Genomic DNA, 16,083 nt, shown 5'->3' with positions numbered 1-16,083 from the left:
GTCACGACCGCCCGGCGACGAAGGCACGGATCGACTCGACCATGTAGTCGGTCATCTCGGTGGTGATGCCCGGGTACACCCCGATCCAGAAGGTGCGTTCGGTGACGATGTCACTGTTGGCCAGCGTGCCCGCGATCCGGTACCGGCGGTCGAGGTACGCCGGATGGCGCGTCAGGTTGCCCGCGAACAAAAGCCGCGTCCCGATCTTGCGGGACTCCAGGAACCGCACCAGATCCGCGCGCTGGAAGGGCGCGTCGGGCCTGATCGTGATCACGAAGCCGAACCAGCTCGGATCGCTGTCGCGGGTGGCCGACGGCAGCAGCAACCAGGGGACGTCGTCGAGCCCTTCCCGCAGCCGGGTCCAGTTGCGCCGCCGCGCCTCACCGAACTCGGCGAGCCTGCCGAGCTGGTTGAGTGCCAGCTTGGCCTGCAGATCGGTCGCCTTCAGGTTGAAGCCGACGTGCGAGAAGATGTATTTGTGGTCGTAGCCTTCGGGCAGGCTGCCGAGCTGGTAGGCGAACCGCTTACGGCAGGTGTCGCTCTCGCCCGGCTCACACCAGCAGTCCCGGCCCCAGTCCCGCATCGACTCGACGATCCGTGCCAGCACGAGGTTGTCGGTCAGCACACAGCCACCCTCACCGCTGGTGATGTGGTGCGCGGGGTAGAAGCTCACCGTGCTCAGATCGCCGAAGCCACCGGTCAGCCTGCCCTGGTACGTACTGCCCACAGCGTCGCAGTTGTCCTCGACGAACAGCATCCCGTGTTCGTCGGCCAGCGCCGCGATCGGCGCCGCCTCGAAGGGATTGCCCAGCGCGTGCGCGATCATGATCGCCCTGGTGCGCGGGCCGATCGCGTCGGCGACCCGCTCGGCGGTCGTGTTGTACGTGCCGAGCTCGATGTCGACGAAGACTGGCGTCATGCCACATTGGAGGATCGGGTTGACCGTGGTGGGGAACCCGCTGGCGACGGTGATCACCTCGTCGCCCGGGCGCAGCCGGGCGTCACCGAGCTGCGGTGAGGTGAGTGCGCTCAACGCGAGCAGATTGGCCGAGGACCCCGAGTTGGTCATGTGCGCCTTGCGGAGCCCGAGCGTACGGGCGAAGGACCGCTCGAACTCACGGGACGCGTGCCCGGCTGCGATCCGCATGTCCAGTGCGGCTTCCACGAGCGCCGCGCGGTCGCTGGCGTCGAGCGCCGCGCCGGACGGCAGGATGGGCGTGATGCCCGGCCGGAACGTGGTGTCCTGGGTGACATGCTTGTGGTAGTCACGGGTGGCCGTGAGGATCTGGGCCTTCAGTTCGGCCGTCGACTCCGTCATCTGATCTCCTGCTCGCCGATCCATGAGACGTCCGCGCGATGACGGATGGCATCCATCAGTGCGGCAGCCTGTATCGCGGGGTGGATGTGCTCCGTGTCCGGCGCGTCCCGACGTACCGCGCTGACGAAGTCGTTGATGCTGTTGCGGAACTGGTCGTCGGCGGGCAGGGTGAGCCGGAGCTCCCGGTCCTGCTGGTGAATCCGCACGCACGGCGTGTGCTCCGGAGGCGGCGTGAACGCGCGGTCCAACTCGATCCGCCCGTGGTCACCCCACAGCTCGTAACTGGACCGGTAAGCGTGGTCGAAGCCGAAGGTGAGCTGGGCCGTCACCCCGTCCGCGGCACCGAGGAGCACGTGCCCGCGAACATCCACTTCGGACGTCCGGAGCACGACGAGCCGTGCGCCGAGCAGTTCGACCGGGCCGGAGAGGTACATCAGCGCGGCGTGGATGGGGTAGTACCCGACATCCAGCAGCGCACCCCCGCCAAGCTTCGGCTGGTACCGCACGTCCTCGGGACGCAGCGGCGGGATCGCCATCGAACTGCTCAGCACGCGCAGTCCGCCGATCTCGCCGCCGGTGACCAGTTCGCCGACCGCCCGATGCTGCGAGTGATGCTGGAACATGCGGTTCTCGTGTAACCGCAGACCCAGATCACGCGCCCTGCCCGCCAGTTCGACCACTTCCTTTTCGGTGCCCGCGAGTGGTTTTTCCACGAGGACGTGTTTGCCCGCCTCAAGTGCGCGGTGTGCCCATTCGGCGTGCGCGCCAGTTGGCAATGGAATGTAAACCGCGTCCACGTCATGCCGGTCGAGCAGTGCCTGATATCCGGTCACCGGGTGGCCACCGAACAATCGTGTGAACCGCTCGGCCTTCGCCAGGTCGCGGCTCGCCACCGCAGCGATCATGGCGGTATGACACCGTTTCATCGCCGGGAGCGTGCGTCGCCACGCTACGCTAGCCGCGCCGAGAACCCCGAACCGGAGCGGCGCGCATCCAGTGTCGTTCTCCACCGTGCAGTGCCTCTCGATCAAGGAGTCCGTGACGTGCTCACGATGTTATTCACTGCTACTCGACGGAACCTGTACTACGGCTAGATCGGCGTGCGAGTCAGTCCTTTATGGCTATTTTTTCGTCGACTCTTCCGCGATTTTGTGACCATTTTCTGGGCATGTCAAAAACCGTCATGAAGGCTTTTTCGGCGGCGGCTAGTTGACGCAGAGTAGTGGAGAACCGTGCTCTTCGCACCGTCTATGTGGACGGTCCGCGGCGGTGTACTGGCTGGTAGGCGTGGTGCGGAAGGGCGATGCAATCGGTTGTGGCGACAGTCTGTGAATTCGCTTTCAGTTCGTGGCTGACGGTCAGTTCCTGGCCGCCGGCCGGTTTGTCGGCCGACTCAAAAGTGTGGTGGGTCCGCCCGGAGTTTGATGGTATGGTTGGGCATTGGAATCGTTGTACCTGACGCTGTCCGATGCGGTACCGGATTGTCGACGGTCGGCGCGTCTGTTAGGGGGAGCGAAGATGAGACTGGGGTTTCTTGGTCCGTTGTATCTCGGCGGCGGCGACATCATGGGTGCGCCGAACGCGCCAAAACTCCGGGCTGTGCTCGCGATACTCGCGGTGCACGAGTCCACCACCGTGCAAACGTCCGCGCTGATGTCGGAGCTCTGGGGAGATGATGTTCCGGTCAGCGGGGCGACGACGCTGCAGACTTATATTCTGAAATTGCGAAAGCTGCTCGCCATGGTCGCGGGCATTCCCTCGGCGGAGGTCGCGAGAAGAGTGTTGATCACGCGATCGAACGGCTATCTTCTCGACCTCTCCGGCGCGGAACTGGATATTCAGGAATACCGGAAGCTGGTCGCCACCGGCGGCGTCGCGTTGTCACGCGGCGACGACGAGACCGGTATCGCCGTGTTCGACCAGGCGCTGCGGGTGTGGCGAGGCCCGGCGTTCGTCGACGTGCCGGTCGGCCGGGTGCTGGAGTCGAAACGAGTGGAGTACGAGGAGTCGCGGTTGGTGGTGACCGAGTACCTGATTGACGCCAAACTCCGCCGGGGCATGTACCGGGAACTGCTCAGCGACCTCGCGTCGCTCACCGTCGAGCATCCGTTGCACGAAGGTCTGCACGGTCAGTACATGCACGCGTTGCACGTGTGCGGACGGCGCGCCGACGCGCTCGAGGTGTTCCAGAGGTTGCGCCGCAACCTCGTCTCCGAACTCGGTCTTGAGCCCGGGATGCCGGTGCAGCGGGTGCACCAGGCTGTGCTCAACGCCGACATCGAGACCCGGCCGGATGTCCTGATCGACCGGCCGCTCGGCGACATCCTGCGCACTCCGGCCGGCGCCGGTTCGATCCGGTGCGGCTGAACGACGCGCTTGCCCCAGATATGTCATTCCAGATCAGCCCACTCGACAGTATGCACGTGAGAGTAGAGCACAGGATATATACTCTCGTGTTACCTACGCAAGCACGCCGCCGCAGCCGGCAACGGCTGACGGCGGCGGCTGACGGCGGCGGCGGTCGCTGTGGGGCAGGTCAGGCTGTGGGGCTGGTCCGGCCCGTGTCGGGGGTGACTGCCCGATAGATACCGTCGACTGCTTGCAGGATGCGGTCGGCGGCTTCGTCCTCGTCCGGGCGGCCCGCGTCGAGCCACGCCATGATCGCCTCGATCACGGTCGTGGTGGCGAGGTTCGCTGCCCAGACGGCCCATTCCTTGCTGACGGCCGCCTGTTCCATGTGCGGGAGCAACGCGGCGACCATGCCTTCGCGGACGCCGTCGACCTCGTCACGGAAGTCGGCCTCCCGCGCCGCGTGGTGGAACAGCAGCCGGAAGCCGTCCGGGTCTTCCGAAGCCCACCTCAGCATGCCCGGCACACTCTGCTCGCCCAGTTCGCCGCCGCTGGTCGCCGCCTCGCGCAGCTGCACTGCCGCGCGTTCGAGAACCGCCTGGTAGAGGTCGGTTTTCGAGTCGAAGTGCCGGTACAGGATCATCCGGGTCACGCCGGACTCGGCCGCGACATCGTCGAGGCTGGTCAGGGTGAAGCCGCCCGCCTTGGCGAAGGCGCGGGTGGCGGCGGCGAGGATCTGCTCGCGGCGTTCCTGACGGCGTAGCCGGCGCGGACGCGTCTCGGCGATCTCCGGATTCGGCGACATGATGACGGCTCCCCACGCTCGGTTCGCCTGAAGTATACTCACAGCTAAGTATATCCGAGAGTATACAAAGGTGGCTGATTCGCGTGTCCGCACCTGTTGTCGCGCGGGATCGTGAGCCGGGACTGGATGTGCTGCGGGGATTCGCGGTGTTCGGCATCCTCCTGGCCAACATCGAGGCGTTCGCCGATCCGGGCTATCTCCACCGGGCGGCGCCGCTTGTCGGCGCCGACGCGGTCGCGGCCGACCTGGTCGCGTTCCTCGTCGAGTCGAAGTTCTACGTGTTGTTCGGATTTCTCTTCGGCTACGGCCTGGCCGTCCAGTTGGGACGATCCCTGTCCGGTGTGCGGATGGCGCGGCGTCTGGCAGTGCTGTTCGTCATCGGCGCCGCGCACGCCGTGCTGCTGTTCGCCGGTGACATCCTGATGATCTACGCCATCGCCGGGGTGCTGCTGTTCCTGCTGCGGGGCATTTCCGCGAAGCGGGCCGCCGTGCTGGGCGTCTCGATCCTCGCGCTGTTCGCGATCCTGCTGATGATCGCGGTTCTGTCGGGCTCGGCGCCGATCGGTGAACCGGCACCGGGCAAGGCGGAATCGGTGCTGGCGAACTATCGCGGTGACGCGGGGGACGTCGTCACGCAACGGATCGAGGACCTGCGGGAGATCATGCTCACCTGGTGGGCGCTCATCCCGATCATTCTCGCCTACTTCCTGCTCGGCCTGGCCGCGGGCAAGTCCAAGCTGCTGCACGGCCGGGTGATTCCCAGCACGAGACTGTGGAAAGCGTTGGTCGTGGGGCTTGCCGTCGGTCTGCCGCCGGCCGCGCTGTTCGCGTTCGCCACCGACGGCTCCGGCTCGTGGGGTATCGCCATGCAGGGCGTCGGATACTTCACCGCGCCCGCTCTCACCATGGCTTACGCGGCGGCGATCCTGCTGTTCGGTCGCACGGCGGCGGGATCGCGTGTGCACGCGATGCTCGCGCCGGTCGGCCGTCTGGCGCTGACCAACTATCTGGCCCAGTCCCTGATCTGCGCGTTGCTGTTCACCGGCTACGGCGTGGCGCTGGCGGGCGAGACCGGTCTTGCCGGCGCACTGGCCATCGCGATGGTGGTCTACGCGGCTCAGGTCGTGTTCAGCGGGTGGTGGACGCGCCGGCACGCCTTCGGTCCGGCCGAGTGGGTCCTGCGGTCGGTGACGTACTGGCGCAGGCAACCGTGGCATTCGGGGGTGAGTACATCCCGATAAGTAGACTCATGTGTATACTTGCGGCGGAGGGAGGAACGGAATGGACACATCAACCGCGCCCGCGTCCCCGCCGGCCTCGACAGCCGGCGCCACCGGATTCGCGATCCTCGCTGAAGGCCTGGTCAAGGTGTACGGCGACACCCGCGCGCTGGACGGCTTCGATCTCGCCGTGCGGCCAGGCACCGTCTGCGGGCTGCTGGGCCCCAACGGTGCGGGCAAATCCACCGCCGTGCGAATCCTGTCCTCGTTGCTGCGGCCCACGGCCGGGCGTGCGGAGGTCGCGGGGTTCGACGTGGTGCGCCAGCCGTTGGAAGTCCGCTACCGCATCGGGCTGACCGGGCAGAACGCGGCCGTGGACGACGTGCTCACCGGCCGGGGCAACCTGGAGATGTTCGGCAAGCTCTACCACCTCAGCGCCAGGCAGGCCCGGCGCCGGGCCGACGAGCTGCTGGAGCAGTTCGGCCTCACCGAAGCCGCGAACAAGCAGCCGAAGAACTACTCGGGCGGTATGCGCAGGCGACTGGACCTGGCGATCAGCTTCATCATGTCGCCGCCAGTGCTGTTCCTGGACGAACCGACCACCGGAATGGATCCCCGGCACCGCATGGAAGTCTGGCACGGCGTCCGGCGACTGGTCGGCCAGGGCACCACGGTCCTGCTCACCACGCACTACCTGGACGAGGCGGACCAGCTGGCGGACAACATCTCGGTCATCGACCACGGCAGGGTGATCGCCGAGGGGACGCCCGCCGAACTCAAATCCAGAATCGGCAGTGACCAGCTCGACGTCGTGCTGACCAACCCCGGGGACGTGGCCCGCGCGGCCGCCATCCTGGCGGAGATCACCCGGGCACAACCGACGACACACGAGGAAGTGCCCCGCGTCAGCGTGCCCGCGGTGAACCGGGCGGCGACGTTGACCGAAGCGGTCCGGCTCTTCGACGCCGAGCGGATCGTGGTCAGCGACATCGGCATCCGTCAGCCCACTTTGGACGAGGTGTTCGTCCGGCTGACCGGCCGACCGGCCGAATCCACCGCGCCGTTGGAGGGACGGGCATGACGACGATGACGACGGTACCGATCCCACGTACCCCTGCCGCCCGGCTGCGCTGGGCCGTCCACGATGGACTGACCGTCACCCGGCGGGACCTGACGCACTGGATCCGGTCGCCGGAGGAGATCTTCGGTGGCCTGATGTTCCCGGTCCTGTCGGTGCTGCTGTTCGGGTACGTGTTCGGCAGCGCGATGGTGGTGCCCGGCGGCGGTGACTACCGGGAGTTCCTGCTGCCCGGGCTGTTCGGGATGACCATGGTCTTCGGGCTGGTGATCACCGCGAGCGCGGTCGTCACGGACACCTCCCGCGGTGTCACCGACCGGTTCCGGTCGATGCCGATGGCCAGTTCGGCCGTGGTCGCCGGGCGGAGCATCGCCGACATGGCGCGCGCGGCCCTCGATCTCGCCGCGCTGATCGTGTGCGGGCTCGCGGTGGGCTGGAGTCCACATGGGAGCTTCGGTGCCACCATGGCCGCGATCGGGTTGTTGTTGCTGCTGCGGTTCGCGTTGATCTGGGTCGGTATCTACGTCGGGCTGCTGCTGCGCACGCCGGAGAGCGCGACCGCGCTGTTCCCGTTGATCCTGCCGTTCGCCATGATCGCCAACACGTTCGTGGCGCCCGGGCTGATGCCGACCTGGCTGGGGTACGCCTCCGAGTGGAACCCGATGTCGGCGACCGTGGCGGCCACGCGGGAGCTGTTCGGCAATCCCGGCATCGGCGGCGAGACCTGGGCCGCCCACCATCCGATGCTGATGGCGATCGTGTGGCCGGTCGTGCTGATCCTGGTCTTCTTCCCGCTTTCGGTCCGGCGGTTCCAGACCATGAGCCGCTGACCCTCCCGGTGTCCCGGAGGCGTCCCCCCTCCTCCGGGACACCTCGGGTCAGCCGGGCCTGCGAAGGTACCCGCTGCTGAAGAGGTATTCGAGGTACAGATCCAGCAAGGTGTCCACCGGCGGGCACTTCAGGCCGCTGTCCGCGAGGTCCTCTTCGACGTTCTGCCGTCCCAGCCGCGGGAACGTACCGGTGAAGTACATCTCCTTGACCGAGATCCCCGTGTGGTTGGCGCGGTCCACGCACAGCGACACAAAAGGCGCGGCCGGGTGTGCCGGGTTCGCGCCGATGTACCGGACCAGTTCGTCGACCCACTCGGCGTAGCTGCCGATCCGTATGTCGCACCCTTTGGCGTGCATCCGGGCGACCATGTCGGACAGATCGGCGGGCCGCGGGTTGGTGAGGTGGTAGACCTTCCCGGTGGCCTGCCGATGGGTGGCCAGGTACACCACGGCACTGGCCAGGAAGTCCACCGGCACGAAGTCCAGCGGCAGCGGCGAATCCGGTGCCATCCCCATCTCGGCGAAGACCTTGAACAACGAGCAGATGGCCGTGTCGGTGTTGCACACCCCGTCCTGCTGCTCGCCGGTGACCTCGTACGGCCGGTGGATCGTGACCGGCAGACCCTGGCGGGACGCCTCGCCCAGCATGCGTTCCGCGACCCACTTCGACTCGGCGTACCCCATGGTCAGCCGGTCGGCGTGGGCCAGTTCCAGATCCTCTGGCACGTGCCGTACGCCCGCGGTGCCGAATCCGGCCACCACACCGATGGTGGACAGGAAATGCACGGGGATCCGGCGTGCCGCCGCGAGCCGGATGACCTCGCGCGTGGCGTCTACATTGGACCTTTTCAGCGATGTGTACGGGTAGAGGAAGTTCACCTGTGCTGCGGAGTGGATGATCAGGTCCAGCGAGCCGGACAGGCCGGTGAACCGGCCTGGCGTCAGGCCGAGACCGGGTTCCGCGATGTCACCGGGGACGCATTCGAGCCGGTCGGCCGAATCCGTGGGCAGGTCGTACCGAGCGAGATTCGCCAGGACGCGCCGGCGCGCGTGCGCCGCGTCCCGCGCCCTGACCGGGCACACGATCGTGGCTTGGGTCGTACGCAGCAACTGGACGAGCAGATGGGCACCGATGAAGCCGGTCGCCCCGGTGAGCAGCACGCGGGACGGGTCGCTCCACCGGGGCGGTGGACCCGACGGCTCGGACAGATCCATGCCGAGTGCCGCGTCGGCCTCGAAGTCACCAGTGTCCTGGGTGACAGCTTGCGTTGACGAGGCAACGGCGGCAACGGCGGATGTGTAGTCCCGAAGCGACGGACTGCGCAACAGGCTGGCGACGAGGGTGCTGCCTTTGCCCGGATCGATGCCGAGCGTGGCGAGTGTCCTCGTGACGACCTCGGCGGCGAGCATCGAATCGCCACCGACGTCGAAGAAGTTGTCCGTCGGTGCCGGGCGCAGCCGTAGTGTTCGTTGCCAGATTTCGCTCACCGCGCCGAGCAGGCCATCGGGTGCTGGTGCCACTGGTGGCACGTCTCGTTCGTGGTGTGCCACAAGGTGTGCACGTGCGATCTTACCGCTCGCCGTAACCGGCAAGACGGCCATCGGCACGATCCGTGACGGCACGGCTTGCGCGGGCAGCCAGGCGGTCAGCTCGGCACGGACGTCCTCCAGCGGGATCGCCGTGCCTTTAGTGGCCGGGGTGACGAACGCGACCAGGTGGTCGTCCACCAGTTCCACCGCGGCCTCACCGATCGCGGAGTGCACGCGAAGCCGGGCTTCCACTTCGTCCAGCTCGATGCGTTGTCCCCGTACCTTGACCTGGCGGTCGCCGCGACCGCGGTACTCCAGTGTGCCGTCAGGGCGCCATGCTGCCCTGTCACCGGTTCGGTAGAGGCGTGTGGCGGGAGCGAACGGGTTGACCACGAACCGTTCCGCGGTGAGTTCCTCGTCGCCCAGGTATCCGAGCGCGAGGCCGTCGCCGCCGACCAGGAGTTCACCCTCCTCACCGATGTCGGCGAGCGACTGATCCGCGCGCATCACGTATGCCGTCGAATTGGCCAGCGGGCGTCCGATCGGGACGCTGACGGCGTCGTCCGGCAGGTCGGTGACCACGTACGCGGTCGAAACGACGGAGTTCTCGGTCGGGCCGTAGAAGTTGACGACCACCGTGCCGGGACACGCACGCAACACGGCCCGTGTCAGCCCGGCGTCCAGCGCCTCGCCGCCCGCGGACGCGAACCGCATCCCGGACAAGGCTTCGGGCATCGTGCGGGCCATGTGGTGGAACACGCTCGTGGTGAAGTGGGCGAACGTGATCCGCTGTGTCCGCAGCCGTTCGGCCAGCGAGGCGGGGGAGAGCAGGACCTCTCGTTCGACGAGGATCAGGCATGCGCCGTTGAGCAGCGCCGACCAGATCTCGTGCGTCGAGCCGTCGGAGGACAGGCTCAACGCGTGCATCACCCGGTCGTCGGGTGTCGGCGGGCGCAGTGCCCGGTCGGACACGGCGAGCCGGACGATCCCTCGGTGCGGGATGGCGACGGGTTTGGGCTGCCCACTGGAGCCCGACGTGAACATCACGTAGGCACAGTCCTGTGGCCGCACAGTCACTGCCGGTGCGTCGGTACCGGGATGTCCGGTGTCGTAGTCGATTCGCACGGAGATCCGGCGGATCGGGCAACTGCCGCCCGGAAGGACCACCGCGTACCGCAGCTCCGCCTCGTCCGCCATGGCTTTCAGGCGGGCGGGCGGATAGGTGTCCTCCAGCGGGACGTACCCGGCGCCGGTCCGCAGCACCGCGAGGATGGTGACCAGCGCCTCCAGTGACCGGTTGCCGCAGATACCAACCCGGTCGCCCGGCTGGACGCCCGCTGCGACGAGCCGCGCGGCCAGACCGTCCGAAGAGGACTTCAGCTCGCCGTAGGTGATCGTGTGATCCCCGGACACCGCCGCGACGGCAGACGGCCGGGCAGCCGCCTGCTCGTCGAAAATCTCGTGCAGGCAGCGGTCTCGTGGATAGTCGGTGGCGGTGTCGTTCCATGCCGGTGACGGTCTGCCGGCTTCCCCCATGTCCAGCTCCTCCTCGTTGGTCACGGCCCCAGTCGTGCCAGCACTTCGGGCGCCACCCGCATCCTCCTGTCGATCTTGTCCGCGGCCCACCGGCTGAAATCGATGATCCACCATTCGCCGACAGTGATCAGGTACAACCTGTGTGACTCCGGGGCGCGAAACGACTCCGGCGGCAGTGCCCACTGCGCTCGCACCGACGGATCAGGGAACAGCGTGCCGAAGAAGAGGGCGTGGTACTGGACGAGTTCTTCGGCCGCGACCTCGGCGCAGTGACCGGTGAACTGGGCGCCGTCCACATCGCCGATCGCGATCCCGGTGTCGACGCCCGTGCAGCACAGCGATCCGCCGACCTGCGCGTTCCCCGCGATGTCCTTGCTGTGCCGGGCGTCGTCGGCCGATGTGAACAGCAATCGCAGCGGATCTGGCAGCCAGACGTAGTGCACCACCGACGACCACGGCTCGCCCGACGCCGACACGGTCGCCAGTGTGGCCCACCGTGCCTTGTCCAAGATCTGCCGGGTGCGGGCGAGCGGTGTGGCGGTCACTTGTACCCGATCAGGATCCCGTGCGGCGTCCAACCAGGACAGGCGACGCGTTCCGACCTCGTGAAGCCCGCCGCGCGCAGGTTGGCCTCATGCTGCGACCACGGATAGATCATGCCGCCTTCCGCAGGCAGGGAGGCGAAGTACACGCTGTCGAGCGCGGCGACCACCGGGCCGTCGCCGTCGTCGTGCGACATCGAGTTGAAGATGACGACTCGGCCGTTCTCCGGCAGCGCGTCGTAAGCCTTACGCAGCAACGCCGTGCACTCTTCCGGCGTCCAGATCACCATCTGGTGCGCGAACATCACGGTGTCCGCGCCGGTGGGGAAGCTGTCGGCGAACATGTCGCCGCCCGCCACCGTGACCCGCTCGCTCAGCCCGGCCTCGGCGATCTTCTTCTCGGCGATCCGGACCGTGTCCGGAATCTCCAGGATGGTCACCTGGAGGTCGGGGTTCGCCTGCGCCAGCGCGATCGCGTTCACCGCGTCCCCGCCGCCGCAGTCCAGCAGCTTCCTGCTGCCCGACAGGTCGAGCGCCTCGACCAGATGCCGGTTGGCGAGCTCGGACCATGACCGCATGTACCGGTAGAACACCGATTCCAGGTGCGGGTTCTGGCTCAGCCGCCGGTAGAGGTCCGGGCCTTCGCCGGGAACCCGGTGCAGGCCCGCGTTGGCGTTGGTGCGCAGGGACTCGGTGAAGTCCAGCTGGCCCTCGTACACAATGTACTGTTCGAAGGCGACGGTGTCTCGGAACCGTTGCCAGTCGTCCGTGCCCATCAGCTCGTCGAGCACGGGCGCGACCCGGTATCCGCCGTTCTTGACCAGCAGGCCGAGCGAGGTGCACCCGAGCAGCAGGATGTCGTTGGCGCGGTCGGCGAGGCCCAGTGCCGCGCCGATCTCGGCCTTGTGGATGCCTGGTTTGGCGCGCACGAGTTCGAACAGCTCCAGCTCGCACGCGGCGTTGAGGTACTGGAAGGCGGCGTGTCCGAACAAGATCCGCGACAGGCCGTCCATGTCCGCCGGTGTTTCGATGGACGTCACAGTGGCACTCCTTCGGTTGTCGGGAAAGCAGGGCCTGGGCGCGGATGTCGAATGGGCACCGACATCGGACGGGCAAGCCACGGCAAGGGTGAAACCTAGCCAGCACCGCTTGATTAAGTCTCGAACGAGCCTGCACGGCGGGTAGACCTCGGCCGGTCGGGTGTGGTGACCTGCGGAGTCCAGGAACAGTCAAGGTTTACTCCGCTCCGGGGCGGCTACCGTTGCGAGAACCCGTCGCAGCCAGGAGGAAGCGAGCCCTTCGATGCGTGTGCTGTTCACGCCCTATTCGGCGCGATCCCATGTCTACAACCTGGTCTCGGTGGCCTGGGCACTGCGGTCCGCCGGGCACGACGTCCGGGTGTCGTGTCATCCCGACGAGGTGGAGTGGGTGACGTCGGCGGGGCTGACCGCCGTGCCGGTCGGCAGGGAACTCGACATCGCCGCGCTCATGCGGACACCCGAGGTGCTGGCGGGGATCAGGCACGACATCGCCGAGGCACGTCCGGAGAAACTGACCTGGGAGTACGTGCACGGGGTGTGGGAGTGGTACACCTCGGCGCTGTTCCACACCATCACGGACGACGCGACCATGGACGACCTGGTCGGGTTCGCCCGCTCGTGGCGGCCGGACCTGGTGATCTGGGATCCGCTCAACTTCTCCGGCCCGGTCGCGGCGCGGGTGACGGGGGCCGCGCACGCCCGGATGCTCTTCGGGCTGGACTTCGGCGTGCGGATGCGCCGGATCTTCCTGGAGCTGTACCAGGCAAGGCCGGACGGCGAACGCTCGGACCCGTTGGCTGAGTGGCTTTCCGGCGTCCTGGAACGGTACGGCCGCGGCTTCGACGAGGAGATCGTCACCGGTCAGTGGACCATCGACCCGATGCCGTCGCGGCTGCGACTGCCCGAGGACCTCACGTATGTTCCCGTGCGGTACGTGCCGTTCAACGGGCCCGCCACGTTGCCGGAGTGGGTGTACAAGAGCGATGGACGACCGCGGGTCTGCTTCACGCTGGGCCTGTCCGGACGCGAGTTGTTCGGCGGTGACGGGGTGGAGATCGCGGACATGCTGACGGCGCTGGCGGATCTGGACGTCGAGGTGATCGCCACGCTCGACCGCCGTCAGCTGGAGTCGGTCCCCGTTCCCGACAACGTGCGTCTGATCGATTTCGTGCCGTTGCAGGCGTTGTTGCCCACGTGTTCGGCCGTCGTGCACCACGGCGGCGCCACCACGTGCGGCACCGCGGTTCTCGCTGGTGTGCCACAGCTGGTCGTCTACACGAAGGTCTGGGACAAAGCGGCCGTGGCGTACGACGTGGCGGACCGGGGCGCGGGTTTGGCGGTGGACGTCGACGTCGTGACGGTCGACGACGTTCGCGACGGTGTCCGCAGGCTGCTCAGCGAACCGTCCTTCCGGCAGAACGCGGACCGGATTCGGCGGGATGCCCTGGCCGCACCAGGCCCCGCCGAGATCGTGCCGTCGTTGGTCGAACTGACCGCGCGGCACATCAGGACGAGCGGGAAGTGAGCCCGGGGGCTCACTTCCCGCTCGCCGTCCGTCACATCCCGGTCGCCAGCCACGTCAGCTGCGCGGGTTCGAGGACCAGGTCGGCGCCGTCGAGGGCCAGCCGCAGCTGCTCCTCGGTCTGCGGGCCGATGATCGGGAACGTGCCGAACGGCTGGCCGAGCACGTAACCCAGGGCGATGTTGATCGGCCGGACGCCGAGGCTCGTGGCCAGCTTCGCGGCCCGCTCCCGGCGGATGTGGTTGTCGTCGGTGTCCCAGCAACGCCACACGTTGGGATCGAGCCCGTCCCACGGCGCGTCGGAGAAGAATCCACGGGCCTGTGACGACCACGGGAACAATGCGATGCCATGGTCGGCGAGATATCCGGCGAGCTCCGGCGGTACCGATTCACAGCCCGGGTAGAGCGGTTCGACGGGCTCGGCCAGCGAGAAATGGTTGCTGATCGCCGCCATTCCGGCGCGGCCATTGTCCGCGGCGTATCGCTGTGCTTCGGCGAGCCTGGACATGCCCCAGTTCGAACCGCCGTACGCGGTGATCCTGCCCGCCGCGACCTCCGTTTCCAACGCGTCGACGAATTCGCCGACCGGGACGTCGGTGTTGTCGCGGTGCAGCATGTAGAGATCGGCTCGCTCGATGCCGAGGGCGTCGAGCGACTGGGTCAGCTCAGTGCTGACGGCGGCCGGTCCGCAGTTCGGTGGATGGGCACCTTTCACCACCACCACAAGGTTCTCCGGCTGGTTGCGGCGGATCCACTCGCCGACCGACACCTCGGCGGCGCCACCGCCGTACGCCCGTGCCGTGTCGATGCAGTTGCCGCCCGCCTCGAAGAACACATCGAGCAGCCTGTGTTTGTCCGCTGTCCGGATTCCGGATGTGCCGAGTACGCACCTCGACAGTGGGGTCGAGATGCCGTTGACGGTCGAATACTTCATAGGGCAACGCTACTGTCCGGCTGATGATCCGCGTCGTGAAATCCTCGCCGGAATGCGTGAACCCCCTACACGGGATGTCGTTCAGGGGGTAAAAACAGGGGGTTGCCGGCGGGAATTCGCTCAGTACGATTATTCGCGTCCGGCTGCGCCGTGGCATACGTGCGCAGGACGAAATTCGCTTTGGGGGAATCTGTGACGACCGTTGAGCGGAACCGGCTGGCCATCGACGGCGGCGCACCGGTCCGTGACCATCCCATCGTGACCACGGTGCCGCCGACCGCGGCGGACGTCGCCGCCGCCGCGGCGGTGTTGCGGTCGGGCCGGCTCGGCGGGCCCGAGCACCCTGAGACACACCGATTCGAGGCGGAACTGGCGGCGTTCGGCGAAGTCCCGCACGCCGTCGCGGTGAACTCGGGAACCGCGGCGATCCACGCCATCCTGGCCGGGCTCGGTGTCGGGCCCGGCGACGAGGTGATCGTTCCCGCACACACCTTCATCGCCAGTGCCACACCGGTTCTGATGGTGGGAGCCAAGCCGGTCGTCGTCGACGTGGACGACTCGACGTACTGCATCGACCCGGCCGCGGCGGCGGCCGAGGTCACGCGCCGGACCAAGGCGATCGTGGCCGTGCACATCAACGGCCATCCCGCGCCCGTGGACCGGCTTCCGTCCGGCATTCCCGTGGTGAGCGACGCCTGCCAGGCGCATGGCGCCGCGCTCGGCGGTGTCCCGGTCGCGGCGTTGGGTGCCGCGGCGGCGTTCAGCTTCTGGCAGGACAAGCTGATGACCACCGGTGGCGAGGGCGGAGCGCTGCTGACCGCCGATCCCGCCATCGCCGAGGCCGCGAACCTCCTGCGTTCCCATGGACTGCGGCAGATCCCGGGCTCGCGGGACTTCCACCACCCGGTGCTGGGCTACAACTACCGGCTCACCGGGCCGCAGTCCGCGATGGGACGTTCGCAGCTGTCCCGGTTGCCGGAGATGCTCGCGGTCCGCAGGCGCAATGCCAGGAAACTGATCGAGGCACTTGACGGGATCGCGGGGATCACTCCGCCCGTCGTGCGTCCGGGTGCCCGGCACGTGTTCTGGAAGTTCGTCATCGCAGTCGATCCAGAGCAGTTCACTGTGGACGTGCGGGGGTTCATGCGTGCGCTGGCCGCGGAAGGGGTGCCCGCGGCTCCGCGCTACCCGGTCGCGCTGCACAAGCAGCCGGTGCTGTCGAGCGGCAGGCTCGCCGCGTGCCCGGTGGCCGAATCGCTGTCCAGCAGGCTGCTCACGGTGGCGTTGCCCGCGACCGAACAGGATGACGACGTCGCCGACGTGGCCGAGGCCGTGCGCAAGGTCGCCACCGCGCTGCGGCGATGAGCTCCGGGAGACCG

Annotated in this window: 13 protein-coding genes; 6 read left to right on the top strand and 7 right to left on the bottom strand. The window is 67.6% G+C overall.

From position 1 onward, the window contains the following. Position 1: 1 nt before the first annotated feature. Together rfbH and GC106_RS43400 are read right to left on the bottom strand one after the other, a co-directional pair. Positions 2-1,318, bottom strand: a complete 1,317-nt coding sequence (gene rfbH, locus GC106_RS43405; protein ID WP_173142041.1) for a lipopolysaccharide biosynthesis protein RfbH — start codon at positions 1,316-1,318, stop codon at positions 2-4. Beyond that, positions 1,315-2,328, bottom strand: coding sequence for a Gfo/Idh/MocA family protein (locus tag GC106_RS43400; protein WP_173142040.1), 1,014 nt, complete (start codon positions 2,326-2,328; stop codon positions 1,315-1,317). Before GC106_RS43400 ends, rfbH begins: the two co-directional genes overlap by 4 nt. A 508-nt stretch (positions 2,329-2,836) precedes the next feature. Between GC106_RS43400 and GC106_RS43395 the strand changes: the two genes are divergently transcribed. Further along, positions 2,837-3,685: an AfsR/SARP family transcriptional regulator gene (locus GC106_RS43395; protein ID WP_173142039.1), complete on the top strand. Its 849-nt coding sequence runs from the start codon at positions 2,837-2,839 to the stop codon at positions 3,683-3,685. A gap of 169 nt (positions 3,686-3,854) precedes the next feature. Here the strand turns inward: GC106_RS43395 and GC106_RS43390 are convergent, their stop codons facing one another. Then, entirely contained in the window at positions 3,855-4,472 is a 618-nt protein-coding gene (locus tag GC106_RS43390) for a TetR/AcrR family transcriptional regulator (RefSeq protein ID WP_173142038.1), read from the bottom strand. A gap of 83 nt (positions 4,473-4,555) precedes the next feature. Between GC106_RS43390 and GC106_RS49600 the strand changes: the two genes are divergently transcribed. From GC106_RS49600 to GC106_RS43375, 3 genes are read left to right on the top strand one after another with little or no spacing between them, the layout of a single operon-like run. Continuing rightward, positions 4,556-5,713, top strand: coding sequence for a DUF418 domain-containing protein (locus GC106_RS49600; RefSeq protein ID WP_173142037.1), 1,158 nt, complete (start codon positions 4,556-4,558; stop codon positions 5,711-5,713). Between the two features lie 40 nt (positions 5,714-5,753). Beyond that, on the top strand, positions 5,754-6,773 hold the full coding sequence (locus tag GC106_RS43380) for an ATP-binding cassette domain-containing protein (RefSeq protein ID WP_173142036.1): 1,020 nt from the start codon (positions 5,754-5,756) through the stop codon (positions 6,771-6,773). Then, a complete protein-coding gene (locus tag GC106_RS43375) occupies positions 6,770-7,600 on the top strand; it encodes an ABC transporter permease (RefSeq protein WP_173142035.1) in 831 nt (276 codons plus the stop codon). The genes GC106_RS43380 and GC106_RS43375 overlap by 4 nt, the downstream gene beginning before the upstream one ends. A 48-nt stretch (positions 7,601-7,648) precedes the next feature. Here GC106_RS43375 and GC106_RS43370 read toward each other — a convergent pair whose 3' ends face one another. From GC106_RS43370 to GC106_RS43360, 3 genes are read right to left on the bottom strand one after another with little or no spacing between them, the layout of a single operon-like run. Then, entirely contained in the window at positions 7,649-10,690 is a 3,042-nt protein-coding gene (locus GC106_RS43370; protein WP_217281680.1) for an amino acid adenylation domain-containing protein, read from the bottom strand. Further along, positions 10,687-11,211 carry a pyridoxamine 5'-phosphate oxidase family protein gene (locus tag GC106_RS43365; protein ID WP_173142034.1) on the bottom strand — a complete coding sequence of 175 codons (525 nt, stop codon included), beginning with the start codon at positions 11,209-11,211 and terminating at the stop codon, positions 10,687-10,689. The genes GC106_RS43370 and GC106_RS43365 overlap by 4 nt, the downstream gene beginning before the upstream one ends. After that, entirely contained in the window at positions 11,208-12,248 is a 1,041-nt protein-coding gene (locus GC106_RS43360) for a methyltransferase (protein ID WP_312873361.1), read from the bottom strand. Before GC106_RS43360 ends, GC106_RS43365 begins: the two co-directional genes overlap by 4 nt. Positions 12,249-12,510: 262 nt before the next feature. On the opposite strand from GC106_RS43360, the gene GC106_RS43355 reads away from it, so the two are divergent. Further along, positions 12,511-13,773 (top strand): activator-dependent family glycosyltransferase, encoded by a 1,263-nt coding sequence (locus GC106_RS43355; protein WP_173142033.1) that lies wholly within the window; start codon positions 12,511-12,513, stop codon positions 13,771-13,773. Between the two features lie 31 nt (positions 13,774-13,804). Here the strand turns inward: GC106_RS43355 and GC106_RS43350 are convergent, their stop codons facing one another. Further along, entirely contained in the window at positions 13,805-14,704 is a 900-nt protein-coding gene (locus GC106_RS43350; protein WP_173142032.1) for an aldo/keto reductase, read from the bottom strand. A 192-nt stretch (positions 14,705-14,896) separates the two neighbouring features. Here GC106_RS43350 and GC106_RS43345 point away from each other — a divergent pair, with 192 nt between their 5' ends. Next, a complete protein-coding gene (locus tag GC106_RS43345) occupies positions 14,897-16,069 on the top strand; it encodes a DegT/DnrJ/EryC1/StrS family aminotransferase (RefSeq protein ID WP_173142031.1) in 1,173 nt (390 codons plus the stop codon). The last annotated feature ends 14 nt before the right edge of the window (positions 16,070-16,083 follow it).

This window comes from Kibdelosporangium persicum, from assembly GCF_013280595.1.
Lineage (GTDB): Bacteria > Actinomycetota > Actinomycetes > Mycobacteriales > Pseudonocardiaceae > Kibdelosporangium > Kibdelosporangium persicum.
Note: the sequence above shows the minus strand (reverse complement) of the source record. Positions and strands in the feature narration are given on the sequence as shown.